The following is an 18,104-nucleotide window of genomic DNA, read 5'->3' as shown; positions in this document are numbered from 1 at the left end:
GTCAGCGTCGCTCGGTCGCGTCCAGGGCGGGGATCGGCGTCTGCGCCACGAGGGACGCGACGACGGCCTCGGCGTCCTGGCCCGAGAGCCGTGCCTCGGTGGTGACGACGAGCCGGTGCGCGAGCACGGGCACCGCGAGGTACTGCACGTCGTCGGGGAGGACGTGGTCGCGCCCCGCCATCGCGGCCAGGGCCTTCGCCGCGCGCAGGAGCTGGAGCGTCGTGCGGGGGGAGGCGCCGAGGCGCAGGCCCGGGTGCTCGCGCGTCCCGGTGACCAGCGCGAGGACGTAGCGCTTGACGGCCGTGGACGCGTGGACCGAGCGCGCGACCTCGGCGAACCGCAGCACGTCCGCCCCGGTGGTCACGGGCCGCAGGTGCGCGAGCGGGTTGTCCGACTCCTGGCGGTCGAGCATCCGGAGCTCGGCGTCGACGTCGGGGTACCCCACGGTGAGCCGTGCCATGAAGCGGTCGCGCTGGGCCTCGGGGAGCGGGTAGGTGCCCTCCATCTCGACCGGGTTCTGGGTCGCGACGACGAGGAACGGGCTCGGGAGCATGTGGGTCGTGCCGTCGACCGTCGTCTGGCCCTCCTCCATGCACTCCAGGAGCGCCGACTGCGTCTTGGGGGAGGCGCGGTTGATCTCGTCGCCGATGACGATGTTGGAGAAGACGGGGCCGGGCCGGAACTCGAACTCGTGGTTCGCGGCGCGGTAGATGTTCACGCCGGTGAGGTCGCTCGGCAGGAGGTCGGGCGTGAACTGGATGCGGCCGACCTTGCAGTCGATCGTGCGTGCCAGCGCCTTGGCGAGCGTCGTCTTGCCGACGCCGGGGACGTCCTCGACGAGGAGGTGACCCTGCGCCAGGAGGACGGCGACGGTGACGGTCACGAGGTCCGGTCGCCCGGTGACCACGGACTCGATTCCGGAGCGGATCCGTCCGGTGGTCTCGACCAGCTCGTCGAGACCGGCGAGGCGTCCTGACCCGGGCTCGTCGGAGGGCGCGACAGGGGCGATGTCGGGGAGCACGGGGACCTCCGTCGTCGGTGGCGCAGGGGCCGCGGACCGGCGAGACCGCGGGTGGGAAGAGCCTAGTAGACGGTGGGAGGTCCGCCGACCCCGGCCAGGGGGCGCGCGGACCGGGGTCGGTGGACCCGTGCCCTCCCTCTCCCTCCACGGGCACCGGGCGCCGCCGCCCAGGACCCGCCGGACGGCTCCCGGAAGCGGTCGCCCCCCGACGGCGGTCCCGCCGGACGCGGCCGCGACGCGCCCTGGGGAGTCCTCCCCTCCACCGCGATCCAGCCCGTCTGACCTGCGGAGATCCTGCGAAGACGGGTGAAACCTGGGACTTTCGCCGAGAGCGGTGGAGGGAAGTGGAGTACCGTGGAGCAGAAGGGAGCAGGAGGGGAGGTGCCAGGTGCATGTCCGGCTTCGTGGACGACGTGCTCGGCGGTTCCTCCGGCCTGCTCCTGGGCACCTTCACGCCGCGTCTGGACGACAAGGGGAGGCTCATCCTTCCCGCGAAGTTCCGGTCGCGGCTGGCACCGGGTCTCGTCATGACGCGGGGGCAGGAGCGCTGTCTGTTCCTGCTGCCGATGGACGAGTTCCGGCGCATGTACGACCAGATCCGGCAGGCGCCGGTGACGAGCAAGCAGGCCCGGGACTACCTGCGCGTCTTCCTCTCGGGGGCGAGCGACGAGATCCCGGACAAGCAGGGACGTGTCTCGATCCCCGCGCCCCTGCGGGCGTACGCGGGGCTCGACCGCGACGTCGCCGTGATCGGCGCCGGCACGCGCGTCGAGATCTGGGACGCGCAGGCGTGGGAGACGTACCTCGCGGAGCAGGAGTCGGCGTACTCCGACACCGCGGAGGAGGTGTTCCCGGACCTGCGCTTCTAGGGCCGAGCACCACCGGCTCCGCACGGTGAGGCCTCCTCCCGCCCGGTCTGGCGCACTTCCCCGGCGCCAGAAAGGACGCGGAGGGAGACCTGACCGTACGGGGCCCGCAGCACAGCACGACCAGCAGCAGCACCGGAGCACGACGACCAGCACGGAGAGGAGGAGGACGTGACGAGCACCCCCGACGACGCCGCCGAGCGGCACGTCCCGGTCCTCCTCCAGCGCTGCGTCGACCTGCTCGCGCCCGCGCTCGGCGAGCCGGGCTCCGTGCTCGTCGACTGCACGCTCGGCATGGGCGGCCACACGGAGGCCGTCCTGGAGCAGGTGCCGACGGCGCGCGTGGTCGGCATCGACCGCGACCCCGAGGCGATCGACCGCGCGTCGCGCCGGCTCGCCCGGTTCGGCGACCGCTTCCGCGCCGTGCACGCCGTGTACGACGAGATCGAGGACGTCGTCGCGGACGTGGTCGGCGCACCGGTCCAGGGCGTGCTCATGGACCTCGGCGTCTCCTCGCTCCAGATCGACGAGACGGAGCGGGGGTTCTCCTACGCGCACGACGCACCGCTCGACATGCGCATGGACCCGACCGTGGGCCTCACGGCCGCGGACGTGCTCAACACGTACGACGAGCGCGCGCTCACCCGGATCCTGCGCGACTACGGCGAGGAGCGGTTCGCGCAGCGGATCGCGCGGGCCGTGGTGCGCCGGCGCGAGCAGCAGCCGTGGGAGCGCAGCGCGGACCTCGTCGACCTCGTCCGCGCGTCGATCCCGGCGGCCACCCGCACGACGGGCGGCAACCCCGCCAAGCGCACGTTCCAGGCGCTGCGCATCGAGGTGAACGGCGAGCTCGAGGTCCTCGAGCGCGCGGTCCCCGCCGCGGTGGACGTGCTCGCCGTGGGCGGGCGCATCGTCGTCGAGTCGTACCACTCGCTCGAGGACCGCATCGTCAAGCGCGTGCTCGCCGCCGGCGCGACGATCAGCGCGCCCGCCGGCCTGCCGGTCGTGCCCGAGCAGGACGAGCCGTACCTGCGCCTGCTGACCCGGGGGGCCGAGGAGGCGCCGACCGGGGAGCGCGAGACGAACCCGCGGTCCGCGTCCGTGCGCCTGCGAGCCGCCGAGCGCACCCGCCCGACACCGCCGCACCGCCGCCCGTCCGCCGTTCGCCGCTCGCCGGCGCCCGGCCACCGACCGACCGATCGACCGCACGACCCGGGGGAGACGACACGATGAGCGCACAGAGGTCGACCGCCGCCCGCCCGCTCCCGCGCCCGGCCCGGCCGGCGCCCGCACCGCGCCCGTCGCTGACCGCCCTGCCGGGCGGTGCGTCCGAGCGGGCGCTGCGCTCGCGTCTCGAGCTCGTCCGGGCGCCGCTGCAGGCGCGGTCCAAGGTCCCGTTCCTCGTCGTCTGCATGTCGATCCTCGGCGCCGCGCTCCTTTGTGCTCTCCTGGTGAACACGACGATGGCGCGCAACTCCTACGAGATGTCGGAGCTGCGCCGGGAGGTGAGTCGCGTGGCCCAGGACACGCAGAGCCTGCAGCTGCAGGTCGCCGAGCAGAGGACGGCGCTGCCGGAGACCGCGCGCGGGCTCGGCATGGTCGAGGCGCAGGACCCGGCGATGGTCCGCCTGTCCGACGGCACGGTGCTCGGCGTGGCGCAGGAGGGGGCGGGGGAGTGACGCAGGGCACGGGTGCCGGGCGCACCGGCCGGTCACGACCGGCGGCGGGCGCCCCGCGCCCCCGTCCCGCCACCGCGGCCTCCCGGGCCTCCTCGGGAGGCCGTCCTGCGTCCACCGGTCGGGCCGCGGGTGCTCGCTCCGGAGGTCCCGTGCCCGCGCGCACCGCCTCGACGGGCACCGCCTCGACGGGCACCGCCTCGGCGCGCGCCGCGTCCGGTCGCGCCTCGACGGCGCGCACCACGTCCGGTCGCGTGTCGACCACGCGCAGCACGTCGGGGCGTGCCCCGGTGTCGCGGGCGCCGCGCGGGGCCGGCCGCCCGCCGGCCCGTCCGGCCCGAGGGACCCGCGAGCCCGGCCGGCCCGAGCGTCGGCAGCGCTGGCTCATCGTCGTCGCGGGCGTGATCACCGCGGTGTTCATCGCGCAGCTCGTCAACGTCCAGGTCCTCCGCGGGCCCGCGCTCGCGGCCGAGGCCCAGAACGACCGCACGCGCAGCTCGACGACGATCGCGCACCGCGGCGACATCACGGACGCCGACGGCGTGGTGCTCGCGACCTCCGTGGACCGGTACACCGTCGCGGCCGACCTCCAGGCGATCGCGCGCTTCGAGCCCCGTGCCGGCGACCTGGTCAACGGCGAGCCGCTCGAGGAGGGCGGGGCGGTGGGCGTCGCGAAGCTGCTCGCCCCGATCCTCGACCGGTCCGCGGTCGAGCTCGCGGCCGACCTCGTCGGCACGTCGCGGTACCTCGTCCTCGAGAAGGACGTCACGCCCGAGGTGCAGCGCCAGATCGCCGACCTGCGGCTGTCCGCGTTCGTCAGCACGACGATGACGAGCGAGCGCACCTACCCGGCGGGCACGGTCGCCGGCAACCTCGTGGGCTTCGTCAACGACGAGCAGACGGGCGGGGGCGGCATCGAGGCGTCGTACGACGACGTCCTGGCCGGGACGCCGGGCTCGCGCCGGTGCGAGGCAGGGCTCGGCGGACAGCTCATCCCGACGGGTCGGTGCGACGTCGTCGAGGCGGTGCCCGGCCTGAACGTGCGCCTCACGACCGTGCGCGACGTGCAGTGGAAGGCGCAGGACGCGATCGACCGGGCGGTGAGCGAGACGGGGGCGGAGTACGCGATCGCCGTCGTGCAGGACGTCCGCACGGGCGAGGTGCTCGCGCTCGCGGACTCGGGCACCGTGAACCCGAACGACCGCTCGACGGACGCCGTCGCCCGCCCGAGCCGCGCCGTCGCGAACGTGTTCGACCCCGGGTCGACGGGCAAGGTCGTCACGATGGCCGCGGCCATCGAGGGCGGCCACGCGGACGCCGGGTCGCGGTTCGAGGTGCCTGACCGGTACACGACCCCGAACGGTCAGACGTTCAAGGACTCGCACGACCACCCCGTCGAGCGCCTGACGCTCGCGGGCATCCTCGCGGAGTCGTCGAACACGGGCACGGTCCAGGTCGGCGAGAAGATCCCCAAGCAGGTCCGCTACGACTACCTGCGGAAGTTCGGCTTCGGCCAGAAGTCCGGCCTCGGGCTGCCCGGCGAGTCGGCGGGCATCCTGCACCCCGCGGACTCGTGGGACGGCCGCACCGAGTACGCGGTCCTCTTCGGCCAGAGCGTGTCGGTCAACGCGATCCAGGCGACGAGCGTCTTCTCGACGATCGCGAACGGCGGGGTCCGCGCGACGCCGAGCATCGTCGCCGGGACGACGGACGAGCGCGGCGAGCTCGTGCCCGCGGAGCGTCCGGCGCCGGAGCGCGTCGTGTCCCAGGAGACGGCGGACACGGTGCTGCACATGATGGAGTCCGTCGTGGAGGAGGGCACCGGCTCGAGCGCCTCGGTGCCCGGCTACCGCGTCGCGGGCAAGACCGGCACCGCGGAGGCGGCGGGCGACGACGGGCGGCTGTCCGGGATCATGGCGTCGTTCATCGGCGTCGCGCCCGCGGACGACCCGCGGTTCACCGTGTCGGTGTTCCTCAAGAACCCGCACTCGTCGATCTTCGGTGGCGTCGTCGCGGCCCCGGTCTTCAGCGAGATCATGGGCTTCACCCTCGAGCACGAGGGCGTCCAGCCGAGCACCGAGCCCTACGTGCCGCTCCCGACGACGTGGTGAACCTCACCGCCCCTCTCCCGGTCCCCGGTGAAGGTCCCGTGAAGCGCGCCCCTGCCCGGGTGCAGCGCCCCGCGGGCTTGCGGGGCGGCCCGTCCCGGCACGGTAGGTTCTACACGTGACATCCCCGATCGACCGTCTTCGCCCTGCCACGACCACCCGTCGGTCGGTGGCGGACCTGGCAGCACGGTTCGGGCTCGACGTCCGCGCGGGTAGCGCCGCCGCACCGGGCTCCGTCGAGGTGTGGTCGGTGGCGTCGGACGACCGCACCGCCGACGAGGGCGACCTCTTCGTGGCGCTGCCCGGCGCCCGGGCGCACGGGGCACGGTTCGCGCCCGCCGCCGTGGGCCGCGGCGCCCGTGCTGTCCTCACGGACACCGAGGGCGCCGACCTGCTCGCGGACGCCGGCCTCGACGTGCCGGTGCTCGTCGCCCCCGACCCCCGCGCGCTCCTCGGCCCCGTCGCGGCCTGGGTGTACGGCGCCCCCGCGCAGGACCTCACGACGTTCGGCGTGACGGGCACGAACGGCAAGACGACCACGACGTACCTCGTCGACCACGCGCTGCGCGCGCTCGGCTGGACGGGCGGCCTCATCGGCACCGTGGAGATGCGCTCCGGCGACCGGGTGCTGCCGAGCCGCCTGACGACCCCGGAGGCGGCCGACCTCCAGGCGCTGCTCGCGGCGATGCGCGAGGACGGGGTGCGCACGCTCGCGATGGAGGTCTCGTCCCACGCGCTCGCGCTCCACCGCGTCGACGGGCTCGTCTACGACGTCGTGGGCTTCACGAACCTCAGCCAGGACCACCTCGACTTCCACGGCGACCTCCAGGAGTACTTCGAGGCCAAGGCGCTGCTGTTCACGCCCGAGCACGCACGCCGCGGCGTCGTCGTGGTCGACGACGCGTGGGGCGAGCGCATGGTCTCGGCCGCGCGCGTCCCCGTCGCGACGCTGCGCGTGAGCCCGACCGCGGCGGGCGACGAGCAGCCCGCGGCGGACTGGACCGTGCACGACGTCGAGCCGTCGGAGGCTGGTGGCTCGGCGTTCACGCTGCGGCACCGTGACGGCCGCAGCGTGCGCACGACGACGTCGCTGCCCGGGCACTTCAACGTCGCCAACGCCGCCCTCGCCCTGGCCCTCGTGCTCGAGGCGGGCACGGACGCGCGCGACCTCGAGCCGGCCCTCGCGGCGGCCGGCGGGCTCGACCCGGCGGTCCCGGGCCGCATGGAGGTCGTCTCGGAGCCGCCCCACCGCCCGCGCGTCGTCGTCGACTTCGCCCACAACCCGGACGCTCTCGCCCTCGCGCTCGACGCGCTGCGGCCCACCACGACGGGCCGGCTCGTGGTCGTGTTCGGCGCGACCGGCGATCGGGACCGCGGCAAGCGGCCCACGATGGGCGGCGTCGCGGTCGAGGGCGCCGACGTCGTGGTCGTGACCGACGACGACCCGCACGGCGAGGACCCGGCCGCGATCCGCGCGGAGGTGCTGCCCGGCGCCCACGCGGCGCGCGAGGCCGCGGCCGCCGCACCCGAGCCGCGCGACGTCGTCGTGCTCGAGGTCGCGCCCCGCGCCCGGGCGATCCGCGAGGCGATCCTCGCCGCGGGCCCGGACGACACGGTGCTCGTCGCGGGCCGCGGCCACGAGGTGTGGCAGGAGATCGCCGGCGTCGACCACCCCCTGGACGACCGCGTCGAGGCGCGGGCCGCGCTCGAGGAGCGCCCCGCGACGACGCCGCCCCACGACACCCCCGACCTGAAGGAGCACCACGCATGATCGAGCTCACTGCGGCGCAGGTGGCCGCAGCGACCGGCGGACGCCTGTCCGCCGACCCGGAGGTCCGGGTCGGGGGGCCCGTCGTCGTCGACTCGCGCCGGGTCGCGCCGGGGTCGCTCTTCGTGGCGCTGCCGGGCGAGCACGTCGACGGTCACGACTACGCCGCCGGTGCCGTCGAGGCGGGCGCGACGCTCGTCCTCGCCGCGCGCGAGCTCGACGTGCCATGCGTCGTCGTGGACGACGTCCAGGCCGCGCTCGGCGAGCTGGCCCGCCACGTGCTCGCGACGCTGCGCGAGCGCGGAGACCTGCGCGTGGTCGGCGTCACGGGCTCCGTGGGCAAGACCACGACGAAGGACCTGCTCGGCCAGCTCCTGCGCCCCGAGGGGCCCACCGTGGTGCCGCGCGGGTCGTTCAACAACGAGATCGGCCTGCCGCTCACGGTGCTGGAGGCCGACGAGTCCACGCGCTTCCTCGTGCTGGAGATGGGCGCGAGCGGCGTGGGTCACCTCACCTACCTCACGCGCATCGCGCCCCCGGACGTCTCGGTCGTGCTCGTCGTGGGCAGCGCTCACCTGGGCGAGTTCGGCGGGATCGAGGCCGTGGCGCGCGCCAAGTCCGAGATCGTCACGGGCCTCGCGCCCGGCGGCGTGGCCGTGCTCAACGCGGACGACCTGCGGGTCGCGGCGATGGCCGACGTCGCGCCGGGGGAGGTCGTCACGTTCGGGACGATCCCTGCGGCGGACGTGCGCGCGGAGGACCTGGGCATCGACCGCACGGGCCGGGCGTCCTTCACGCTGCGCGTGCGCCCCGGCGCGTCGGGCGACGCGACGCGCGGCGAGGGCACGAGCGCGCGCGTGACCCTCGGCCTCGTCGGCGAGCACCACGTGACGAACGCGCTCGCGGCCGCGACGGCCGCGCTGCGCCTCGGCGTCGCGCTGCCCGACGTCGTGGCCCGGCTGTCCGACGCGCGCGCCCTGAGCCCGCACCGGATGCAGGTCACCGAGCGTCCCGACGGCATCACGGTGATCGACGACTCCTACAACGCCAACCCGGACTCGATGCGCGCCGCGCTCAAGGCGCTCGCCGTCGTGGCGGGGCGCGACCGGCGGTCCGTCGCCGTGCTCGGCGAGATGCTGGAGCTCGGCGAGGACTCGCGCGTCGCGCACGACGACATCGGCCGGCTCGTGGTCCGATTGAACGTCAAGCTGCTCGTCGTGGTCGGCGAGGGTGCCGGCGGGATCCACGACGGCGCGACCCAGGAGGGGTCGTGGGGCGACGAGACGCGCTTCGTCCCCGACGTCGAGGCGGCGTCCGCGCTGCTGCGCGACGAGCTGCAGGAGGGGGACGTCGTGCTCGTGAAGGCCTCGAACGGGTCCGGGCTGTGGCGGCTCGGCGACGAGCTGGCGGCCGCAGGCGCCGGTGCGGCAGGAGGTGAACGCGCGTGATCGCGATCATCGTCGCGGCGGGCGTCTCCCTGCTCGTCGCGCTCTTCGGGACGCCGCTGTTCATCCGGTTCCTCGTGCACCGCAACTACGGGCAGTTCGTCCGCCAGGACGGCCCGACGGCGCACTTCACCAAGCGCGGGACGCCCACGATGGGCGGGGTCGTCATCATCGGCGCGACGCTGCTCGGCTGGGCGATGTCGTACGTCGTCTCGGGGCGGTTCCCGAGCGTGTCCGCCCTGCTCGTCCTGTTCCTCATGACGGGGCTCGGGATCGTCGGCTTCCTCGACGACTTCACGAAGATCCGCAAGCAGCGCAGCCTCGGGCTCACGGCCCGCGCGAAGATCATCGGCCAGGGCGCGGTCGGGATCGCGTTCGCGGTGCTCGCGCTGCAGTTCCCCAACGAGCACGGCCGCACGCCGGCGTCGACGCGCATCTCCTTCCTGCGCGACACGAACCTCGACCTCGCGTTCGCGGGCGTCACGGTGGGGCTGATCCTGTTCGTGCTCTGGGCCAACTTCCTCATCACCGCGTGGTCGAACGCGGTCAACCTCACCGACGGTCTCGACGGGCTCGCGACGGGCGTCTCGCTCATCGTGTTCGGCTCGTACGTGCTCGTGGGCATCTGGCAGCTCAACCAGACCTGCCAGCGCCTCGCGTCGGCCGGGCCGAGCTGCTACGAGACGCGCGACCCGCAGGACCTCGCGATCGTGGCCGCCGCGATCGTCGGCGCGTGCTTCGGGTTCCTGTGGTGGAACGCGAGCCCCGCGAAGATCTTCATGGGCGACACGGGATCGCTCGCGCTCGGCGGCGCGCTCGCCGGCCTGTCGATCCTCACGCGCACCGAGTTCCTCGCGCTCATCATCGGCGGGCTCTTCGTCATCATCGTGCTCTCCGACGTCATCCAGATCGGCTTCTTCAAGATGACCGGGCGCCGCGTGTTCAAGATGGCGCCGCTCCACCACCACTTCGAGCTGTCCGGGTGGGGCGAGGTCACGATCGTCATCCGCTTCTGGCTCATCGCCGGGCTGTTCGCGGCGCTGGGCATCGGGATCTTCTACGCCGAGTGGGTGGTCGGCTAGTGGCACGCGACCCCCACGACCTCGCCGTCCCGCTCGAGCGTGCGCGCGTCGTCGTCGCCGGTCTCGGGGTGTCCGGGCGCGCCGCCGCGGCGGCGCTCCGCCCGCGCGCGGCGTCGGTCGTCACGCTCGACGACGGCGCCGCCGACGCCGACCTGCACGACGCGGCGGACGTGGACCTCGCGGCGACGGACCTCGTCGTCGTCTCGCCGGGCTGGCGCCCGAGCCACCCGCTGCTCGTGGCCGCCGCGGAGCGCGGCGTGCCGGTGTGGAGCGAGGTCGAGCTCGCGTGGCGCCTGCGCGTCGCCGGCCCGTCGGGGCGGCCCGCGCCCTGGCTCGCCGTCACCGGGACGAACGGCAAGACGACGACCGTCGAGATGCTCGAGACGATCCTGCGGACCGCGGGCCTGCGGACGGCGGCGGTCGGCAACGTCGGGACGCCCGTGGTCGAGGCCGCGCTCGACCCGACGCTCGAGGTGCTCGCGGTCGAGCTGTCGAGCTTCCAGCTCCACTTCACGCACACGACGTCGCCCGAGGCGGGCGCCGTCCTCAACGTCGCCCCCGACCACCTCGACTGGCACGGCGGCATCGACGCCTACGCGGCCGACAAGGGCCGGGTCTTCGAGGACGCCCGGGTCGCGTGCGTCTACAACGTCGCGGACCCTCGCACCGAGGCGCTCGTGCGCGAGGCGGACGTCGTCGAGGGGGCCCGCGCCGTCGGCTTCACGCTCGGCGCCCCGGCGCGCGGCCAGCTCGGCGTCATCGAGGACGTGCTCGTCGACCGCGCGTTCCACGCGCCCGCGGACGCGCCGGACCGGCACACGCACGCCGCCGAGCTCGCGACGCTCGGCGACCTGTCGCACCTCGCGGGCGCCGACGGCGTCGTGCCCGCGCACGTCGTGGCGAACGCGCTCGCCGCGGCCGCCCTCGCACGGGCGCACGGCGTCCCGGCCGTCGCCGTCCGCGACGGGCTGCGCGCGTTCCGCACGGGGTCGCACCGCATCGAGCAGGTCGCCTCGGTCGACGGCGTCGCCTACGTCGACGACTCCAAGGCGACCAACGCGCACGCCGCGTCCGCGTCCCTCGCGGCGTTCGCGCCCGGCACCGTCGTGTGGGTCGCGGGCGGCCTCGCGAAGGGGGCGTCGTTCGACGAGCTCGTCGCGGCGCGCGCCGACCGGCTGCGTGCGGTGGTGCTGATCGGCGTCGACGCCGAGCCGTTCGCCGGTGCGCTCGCCCGACACGCGCCCGATATCCCCGTCGTGCGCGTGGATCCTGGCGACACTGGGACCGTGATGCCCCGCGCCGTCGACTCCGCCCGCCGCCTCGCGCAGGCCGGCGACACGGTGCTGCTCGCGCCCGCCGGCGCGTCGATGGACCAGTTCCGCTCGTACGCCGCGCGCGGCGAGGCGTTCGCCGAGGCGGCGCGCGCCCTGCGCCCCGACCACGGGTAGGCCGGGCAGCCGATGACCCAGACCGCGAACGGGCGAGGCGCGCCCTCGACGCGCACCGTCCCCCGGGCCGGCACGAGCCGGACGGTGCCGCGGGGCCGGGCGACGACCCGCGAGCCGCGACGCCCGCGGCCCGAGCCCGCCGAGCGACCGTGGCTCGGGCAGTGGAACAGCACGGTGACGAGCTACTACCTGCTCGTCGGCGCGACCACGCTGCTCGCGATCATCGGCCTCGTCATGGTGTTCTCCAGCTCGGCGGTCACGCAGATCGCCGCGGGCAAGTCGCCGTTCGGGGCGTTCCTCGACCAGGCGAAGTTCGCCCTCATGGGCCTGCCCGTCCTGCTCGTCGCCACGCGCGTGCCGGTCGACTGGTACAAGCGGCTCGCGTGGCCCGCGCTCTTCGTGGCTCTCGGGCTGCAGATGCTCGTGTTCACGCCGCTCGCGAAGAACGTCAACGGCAACACGGGCTGGATCGACCTCGGGCTCTTCACGTTCCAGCCGGCCGAGGTCGCGAAGCTCGCGCTCGCGCTGTGGCTCGGTGTCGTGCTCGGACGCAAGCAGCGGATGCTCGGGCAGTGGCGGCACGTGCTGATCCCGGCGGTCCCCGTCGCGGTCGCGGTCGTGGGCCTCGTGCTCGCGGGTCACGACCTCGGCACGGCGCTCGTCGTCATGGCGATCATCGCGGGGGCGTTCTTCGTCTCGGGGGCCGACGGGCGTCTGCTCGCCCTCGGGGCGGGCGGTGCCGCGTTCGTCGTCGGGTACGTGTTCATCCTCAACCAGTCGGGCGGCGACCGGCTCTCGCGCATCATGGCGACGTACCGCGAGTGCACCGACACCCTCGGCGAGTGCTACCAGTCGATGCACGGTCTGTACGCGCTCGGCACGGGCGGGCTCACGGGCGTCGGCCTCGGGGCGAGCCGCGAGAAGTGGTCGTACCTGCCGGAGGCGCACAACGACTTCATCTTCGCCGTGATCGGCGAGGAGCTCGGGCTGCTCGGCACGCTCCTGGTGCTGGGGCTGTTCGTCATCGTCGGCGTCGCCACGAGCCGGATCGTGCGCCGCCACCCCGACCCCTTCGTGAAGATCACGACGGCCGGGATCGCGTGCTGGATCGTCGGCCAGGCGTTCATCAACATCGGCGTCGTCATCGGGCTCCTGCCCGTGATCGGCGTCCCGCTGCCGCTCGTCTCGGCGGGCGGCTCCGCGCTCATCATGACGATGGCCGCGCTCGGCGTGCTCATCTCGTTCGCGCGCTCGGAACCGGGCGCGGCCGAGGCGCTCGCCGCGCGAGGGAGCGTCGTGCGGCGCTCGCTCGCCGTCGTCGGCCGGGCGGCGCGCCCCCGGCGCCGGACCGCGCGATGACCTCCCCGGCCGTCGCGGCCGCTCCGGCCGCGACGCCGGACCCGTGGGGCGCCCCGCGCCCCGCACGACAGACCTCCGCACGACGGACAGGACGCGGCACCTGCCGCAGGGAAGGACGACGAGGTACGTGACGACGATCGGTTCGGTGGTGCTCGCAGGCGGCGGGACGGCGGGGCACGTGAACCCGCTCCTCGCGGTGGCGGACGAGCTCCGGGCGCGTGAGCCCGGCGTGGTGGTGACCGCGCTCGGGGTCGCGGGCGGCCTGGAGGACGACCTGGTCCCCGCCCGGGGCTACCCGCTGCGGCACGTGCCGCGCGTCCCGCTCCCGCGCCGCCCGAGCGCGGAGTGGGTCAACCTCCCGGGCCGTCTCAAGTCCGCCGTGGACGCGGCGGGCGCCGTCATCGACGAGACCGGCGCGCGCGTCGTCGTCGGCTTCGGGGGCTACGTCTCCACGCCCGCGTACCTCGCCGCGCGCCGTCGCGACGTCCCGGTCGTGATCCACGAGCAGAACGCGCGCCCCGGCCTGGCGAACCGCCTCGGTGCCCGGTGGGCCGCGCGCGTCGGCGTGACGTTCGAGGGCACGCCGCTCAAGGGCGGCGTCGTCACCGGGCTGCCGCTGCGCCGCGAGATCCAGGACCTCGTGGCCGCGCGGGCGGCGGACGCCGCCGGGGTGCGCGCGGACGCCGCGGCGCGCCTCGGCCTCGACCCCCGCGCGCGCACGCTCGTCGTCACCGGCGGCTCGCTGGGGGCGCAGAGCCTCAACGAGGCGGTCTCCGGTGCCGCCGGCGCGCTCCTCGGGGCGGGCACGCAGATCCTCCACCTGACGGGCAAGGGCAAGGACGGCGCGGTGCGCGAGGCGGCGGCCGGTGCCGTCGCGGGCCACCCCGGCGCGCGCTACGACGTGCGCGAGTACCTCGCCGAGATGCAGCTCGCGCTCGCGGTCGCGGACCTCGTCGTGTGCCGCGCGGGCGCGGGCACGGTGGGCGAGCTCGCGGCGCTGGGCATCCCGGCCGTCTACGTGCCGCTGCCCATCGGCAACGGGGAGCAGCGGCTCAACGCCGGCCCCGTCGTCGCCGCGGGTGGCGGCCTGCTCGTCGACGACGCGCAGCTCGACGCGGCGTGGGTCGCGCGCGAGGTCCCCGCGCTGCTCGGTGACCCGGGCCGGCTCGACGCGATGGCCGCGGCCGCCGCGGGAGCGGGTGTGCGCGACGGCGCCGCGCGGGTCGCGGACCTCGTCGCCGAGGCCGTCGCCGGTGCGCCGGGGGCACGACCGTGACGGCGGCGTCGGGCGAGGGCCCGCTCGCGCTCGAGGCGCTCGGCACGGTCCACCTCGTCGGCGTCGGCGGGGCGGGCATGTCCGTCGTCGCCCGTCTCCTCGCCGCGCACGGCGTGCCCGTCCAGGGCTCGGACGCGCGCGAGGGCGACGCGCTCGCCGCGCTGCGCTCCGACGGCGTCCGGGTGTGGGTCGGCCACGACGCCGCGCACGTCGCTGGCGCGGACACCGTCGTGGTGTCGAGCGCCGTGCGCGAGACGAACCCCGAGCTCGCGGCGGCACGCACGGCCGGCCTGCGCGTGCTGCACCGCTCGCAGGCGCTGGCCTCGCTCATGGCGCGCGGCCGGTCCGTCGCCGTGGCGGGCGCGCACGGCAAGACCACGACGTCCGCGATGATCGCGACCGTCCTGCGCGGCGCGGGCCTCGACCCGTCGTTCGCGATCGGCGGCACGGTGCTCACCGAGGACGGCCCCGTCGCGGGCGGCCACCTCGGGTCGGACGTCCTCGTGGCCGAGGCCGACGAGTCGGACGGGTCGTTCCTCAACTACGCCCCGGACGTCGCCGTCGTCACCAACGTGGAGCCGGACCACCTCGACCACTACGGGTCGCGCGACGCGTTCGAGCAGGCGTTCGTCGACTTCGCGGCGCGGATCGTCCCGGGCGGGACGCTCGTCGCGTGCGCCGACGACGCGGGGGCGCGCGCTCTCGCGTCGTCCCACGCCCGGGCCGGGGGAGCGGTGGTCACGTACGGCACGGCCGCAGACGCCGACGTGCGCCTCGCGGACGTGGCCCCCACCGACGAGGCGGGCCGACCCAGGGTGCGGGCGTCGCTCACGGGCACGGTCGGTGCGGCGCGCCTCGACGGGCTCGCGCTGCTGCTGCGCGTGCCGGGGCACCACAACGCGCTCAACGCGACCGCGGCCGTCGTGACGGCGGTCGTGCTCGGCGTCGACCCGGCGGCGGCGGTCGCGGCCGCGCGCGGCTTCCTCGGCACCGGCCGCCGTTTCGAGGCTCGCGGCGAGGCGGGCGGCGTGCGGGTCGTCGACGACTACGCGCACCACCCGACCGAGGTGGCCGCGCTGCTCGCCGCCGCCCGGCCCGTCGCGGCCGGCGGCCGGGTGCTCGTGCTGTTCCAGCCGCACCTGTACTCGCGCACCGCGACGTTCGCGCGCGAGTTCGCGCAGGCGCTCGCCGGAGCGGACGAGGTCGTGGTCACGGGCGTCTACGCGGCGCGCGAGGAGCCGGACCCGGCCGTGAGCGCGCGCACGATCACCGACCTGGTCGACGCCCCCGGCGTGGTCGTCGCCGCGGTCGAGGACCGCGTCGAGGCGGCCCGCCGCGTCGCGGACGCCGCCCGCCCGGGCGACCTCGTGCTCACGGTCGGTGCGGGGGACGTCACCGAGCTCGGCCCCGTCGTCCTGGAGCGCGTCCGCGCGCGTCGCGACGGCGCCCCGGCGCCCGGAGGAGGCGAGGCCTGATGCGTCCGCCGCCCCAGCCTCGTCCCGCCGCGCCGCGGCCGGGCCGGTCGGGCGCGGGCGAACGGGCCGGACGGCCCGCGGCTCCGGGCCCCGCGAAGCCGGCCCCGAGCTCCGCGAAGCCGGCCCCGCCCGCGGGCGCGCGCCGTGCGCCGGTCGAGGACACGCCGACGCGACCGGTGCGCCGCGTCGCGGCACCGGGCTCCGAGCTCGTGCGCTCGTCGGGCGGCCGACCCGGCACCGATCGTCCTCCGGCCGCGCGCGGTGGCGGCGGCCGGGCCACGGGCACGACGACGTCCGTACCGCGCGGCGCGTCCGCCGCCCCGATCGGGGTCGTCTCGCACGGCATGGCCGAGCGGCTCGCCGAGCGCGACGCGATGCGCCGTCACCGGGTCCGCACGCGCGTCCTCGGCTGGGTCGCGGCGCTCCTCGTCGTCGCCGGTCTCGCGTGGGTGGCGTTCTTCTCGCCCGCGCTCGGCCTCGACCTCGACAAGGTCACGGTCTCCGGCGAGGGCACGGTGATCGACCCGCAGCAGGTCCGCGACGTGGTCGCCGCCGCGGACGGCGTGCCGCTGCCGCGGCTCGACACGGTCGCGCTGCGCGAGCAGGTGCTCGACCTCAACGGCGTGCGCGACGTCGAGATCCGGCGTGCGTGGCCCTCGGGGCTCGCTGTGCTCCTCGAGTCGCGCGAGCCCGTCGTGGCGGTGCCCGTGGACGACGGCTTCGCGCTGCTCGACGCCGACGGCGTCCACGTGCGCACCGACCCGGTCGTGCCCGAGGGGTTGCCGGAGATCGACGCGCCGCTCGACGACCAGGGGGCGCGGGCGCTCGACGCCGCGCTCGTGCTGCTCAACGCGCTCCCGGCGGACCTCCACGCGCAGGTCGCGGAGGTCTCGGCGCCGACGCGCGACGCGGTCCGCATGACGCTGCGGGACGGCGTCGTCGTCGAGTGGGGGAGCTCCGAGGAGGCGGCGCTGAAGGTGCGCGTCCTGCAGACGCTCCGGGCCGTCCCGGAGAACGCGGGGGTCACCGTGTACGACGTCTCGGCCCCACGGCTCCCGGTGACGCGGTGAATGCGCGCGTGGCGATCCCCGACACGCGCGAGACGGTCGTTGATGATGGGCACGTCGACACCTACGGTCGACCCATGAACGACCTGACATAACTATAACCCTCTACTTGAGGGTGAAGGTTCAGGGCTGACCGATCGAGAGGCATTGACGTGGCAACTCCGCAGAACTACCTAGCAGTGATCAAGGTGGTCGGCATCGGCGGTGGGGGCGTGAACGCCGTCAACCGGATGATCGAGGTCGGCCTCAAGGGTGTCGAGTTCATCGCCATCAACACGGACGCCCAGGCGCTCCTCATGTCCGACGCGGACGTCAAGCTCGACGTCGGTCGCGAGCTCACGCGCGGTCTCGGCGCCGGCGCCGACCCCGAGGTCGGCAAGAAGGCCGCCGAGGACCACGCCGAGGAGATCGAGGACGTGCTGCGCGGCGCGGACATGGTCTTCGTCACGGCGGGCGAGGGCGGCGGCACCGGCACGGGCGGCGCACCGGTCGTCGCCCGCATCGCGCGCTCGCTCGGCGCGCTGACCGTCGGCGTCGTGACGCGGCCCTTCACGTTCGAGGGCCGCCGCCGCTCGGTCCAGGCGGACCAGGGCATCGAGAACCTGCGCAACGAGGTCGACACCCTCATCGTCATCCCGAACGACCGCCTCCTGTCGATGTCGGACCGCAACGTCAGCGCGCTGCAGGCGTTCCACCAGGCCGACCAGGTGCTGCTGTCCGGTGTCCAGGGCATCACCGACCTCATCACGACCCCCGGTCTCATCAACCTCGACTTCGCGGACGTCAAGTCCGTCATGCAGGGCGCGGGCAGCGCCCTCATGGGCATCGGCAACGCGCGGGGCGACGACCGCGCGGTGCAGGCCGCCGAGATGGCGATCTCGTCGCCGCTCCTCGAGGCGAGCATCGACGGCGCCCACGGCGTGCTGCTCTCCATCCAGGGTGGCTCCGACCTCGGCCTGTTCGAGATCAACGAGGCGGCGCGCCTGGTCCACGAGGCCGCGCACACCGAGGCGAACATCATCTTCGGCGCCGTGATCGACGACGCGCTGGGCGACGAGGTCCGTGTCACCGTCATCGCGGCCGGCTTCGACGGCGGTGCCCCGCAGGTGCGGGGCGACGCGCGGGCGCTCGGCCAGGTGGCCGGCGCCCAGCGCCCCGCGACGAGCGCGATCCCGGTCGTGCCCGCCGCGCGGGCCGTGCCGCCGGCACCGACGACGGGCGCGCACACGCTGCCGCGGCCGGTCGTGCCGATCCAGCCGGAGGCCGACGACGTCCCCGTCACGCTCGACGGCGGTCACGGCCCGGTGCCGGTGCAGCCGGTCGCCCCCGCGCCGTTCACCGTGGTCGGTTCCGGCGACGCCGGGAACCACAACGCGGAGGCCGTGCCGGGCGGGCAGAACGAGGGCGTCGACGTGCCCCCGCGGATCTTCGACGAGGAGCCCCCGCGCCGCAAGGTCGAGGAGCTCGACGTGCCCGACTTCCTCAAGTGACGGTGCGCGACCGCGCGGCGCGG

General features: G+C 75.3%; 14 protein-coding genes. 13 read left to right on the top strand and 1 reads right to left on the bottom strand.

Features of this window, described 5'->3' with window-relative positions:
- Position 1: 1 nt before the first annotated feature.
- Positions 2-949 (bottom strand): MoxR family ATPase, encoded by a 948-nt coding sequence (locus tag GWJ10_RS15775; RefSeq protein WP_232322796.1) that lies wholly within the window; start codon positions 947-949, stop codon positions 2-4.
- Positions 950-1,455: 506 nt separating this feature from the next.
- On the opposite strand from GWJ10_RS15775, the gene mraZ reads away from it, so the two are divergent.
- From mraZ to ftsZ, 13 genes are all read left to right on the top strand, one after another.
- Positions 1,456-1,890: a division/cell wall cluster transcriptional repressor MraZ gene (mraZ, locus tag GWJ10_RS15770; RefSeq protein WP_031316739.1), complete on the top strand. Its 435-nt coding sequence runs from the start codon at positions 1,456-1,458 to the stop codon at positions 1,888-1,890.
- 168 nt (positions 1,891-2,058) lie between these two features.
- Positions 2,059-3,120: a 16S rRNA (cytosine(1402)-N(4))-methyltransferase RsmH gene (rsmH, locus tag GWJ10_RS15765; protein ID WP_163188449.1), complete on the top strand. Its 1,062-nt coding sequence runs from the start codon at positions 2,059-2,061 to the stop codon at positions 3,118-3,120.
- Complete coding sequence (locus GWJ10_RS15760; RefSeq protein ID WP_061267582.1) at positions 3,117-3,566, top strand: hypothetical protein; 450 nt, start codon at positions 3,117-3,119, stop codon at positions 3,564-3,566. The genes rsmH and GWJ10_RS15760 overlap by 4 nt, the downstream gene beginning before the upstream one ends.
- Before the next feature lie 149 nt (positions 3,567-3,715).
- Positions 3,716-5,674 carry a penicillin-binding protein 2 gene (locus GWJ10_RS15755; RefSeq protein ID WP_241005856.1) on the top strand — a complete coding sequence of 653 codons (1,959 nt, stop codon included), beginning with the start codon at positions 3,716-3,718 and terminating at the stop codon, positions 5,672-5,674.
- A 166-nt stretch (positions 5,675-5,840) separates the two neighbouring features.
- Complete coding sequence (locus tag GWJ10_RS15750) at positions 5,841-7,442, top strand: UDP-N-acetylmuramoyl-L-alanyl-D-glutamate--2,6-diaminopimelate ligase (RefSeq protein WP_241005855.1); 1,602 nt, start codon at positions 5,841-5,843, stop codon at positions 7,440-7,442.
- Positions 7,439-8,887, top strand: a complete 1,449-nt coding sequence (gene murF, locus GWJ10_RS15745; protein WP_163188442.1) for a UDP-N-acetylmuramoyl-tripeptide--D-alanyl-D-alanine ligase — start codon at positions 7,439-7,441, stop codon at positions 8,885-8,887. The genes GWJ10_RS15750 and murF overlap by 4 nt, the downstream gene beginning before the upstream one ends.
- Positions 8,884-9,966: a phospho-N-acetylmuramoyl-pentapeptide-transferase gene (gene mraY, locus GWJ10_RS15740; protein WP_021483305.1), complete on the top strand. Its 1,083-nt coding sequence runs from the start codon at positions 8,884-8,886 to the stop codon at positions 9,964-9,966. Before murF ends, mraY begins: the two co-directional genes overlap by 4 nt.
- A complete protein-coding gene (gene murD / locus GWJ10_RS15735) occupies positions 9,966-11,414 on the top strand; it encodes a UDP-N-acetylmuramoyl-L-alanine--D-glutamate ligase (RefSeq protein ID WP_061267586.1) in 1,449 nt (482 codons plus the stop codon). Before mraY ends, murD begins: the two co-directional genes overlap by 1 nt.
- Before the next feature lie 12 nt (positions 11,415-11,426).
- Complete coding sequence (gene ftsW, locus GWJ10_RS15730) at positions 11,427-12,773, top strand: putative lipid II flippase FtsW (RefSeq protein WP_082774411.1); 1,347 nt, start codon at positions 11,427-11,429, stop codon at positions 12,771-12,773.
- 127 nt (positions 12,774-12,900) lie between these two features.
- On the top strand, positions 12,901-14,049 hold the full coding sequence (gene murG / locus GWJ10_RS15725; protein ID WP_128957523.1) for an undecaprenyldiphospho-muramoylpentapeptide beta-N-acetylglucosaminyltransferase: 1,149 nt from the start codon (positions 12,901-12,903) through the stop codon (positions 14,047-14,049).
- Complete coding sequence (gene murC / locus GWJ10_RS15720) at positions 14,046-15,524, top strand: UDP-N-acetylmuramate--L-alanine ligase (protein WP_346773838.1); 1,479 nt, start codon at positions 14,046-14,048, stop codon at positions 15,522-15,524. The genes murG and murC overlap by 4 nt, the downstream gene beginning before the upstream one ends.
- A complete protein-coding gene (locus GWJ10_RS15715; RefSeq protein WP_163188440.1) occupies positions 15,524-16,594 on the top strand; it encodes a cell division protein FtsQ/DivIB in 1,071 nt (356 codons plus the stop codon). The genes murC and GWJ10_RS15715 overlap by 1 nt, the downstream gene beginning before the upstream one ends.
- 149 nt (positions 16,595-16,743) lie before the next feature.
- On the top strand, positions 16,744-18,081 hold the full coding sequence (gene ftsZ / locus GWJ10_RS15710; RefSeq protein ID WP_076406550.1) for a cell division protein FtsZ: 1,338 nt from the start codon (positions 16,744-16,746) through the stop codon (positions 18,079-18,081).
- Positions 18,082-18,104 lie beyond the last annotated feature (23 nt).

Origin of the sequence: Cellulosimicrobium sp. SL-1 (assembly GCF_011033075.1) — a bacterium.
GTDB lineage: Bacteria > Actinomycetota > Actinomycetes > Actinomycetales > Cellulomonadaceae > Cellulosimicrobium > Cellulosimicrobium funkei.
The sequence above is the reverse complement of the archived record's forward strand: the minus strand, read 5'-3'. Positions and strand labels throughout refer to the sequence as shown.

Excerpts from the sequence above, each read along its gene's own strand:
- GWJ10_RS15760 (WP_061267582.1), top strand. The coding sequence starts at position 3,117 with ATGAGCGCACAGAGGTCGACCGCCGCCCGCCCGCTCCCGCGCCCGGCC.
- murF (WP_163188442.1), top strand. The coding sequence starts at position 7,439 with ATGATCGAGCTCACTGCGGCGCAGGTGGCCGCAGCGACCGGCGGACGC.
- ftsW (WP_082774411.1), top strand. The coding sequence starts at position 11,427 with ATGACCCAGACCGCGAACGGGCGAGGCGCGCCCTCGACGCGCACCGTC.
- GWJ10_RS15715 (WP_163188440.1), top strand. The coding sequence starts at position 15,524 with ATGCGTCCGCCGCCCCAGCCTCGTCCCGCCGCGCCGCGGCCGGGCCGG.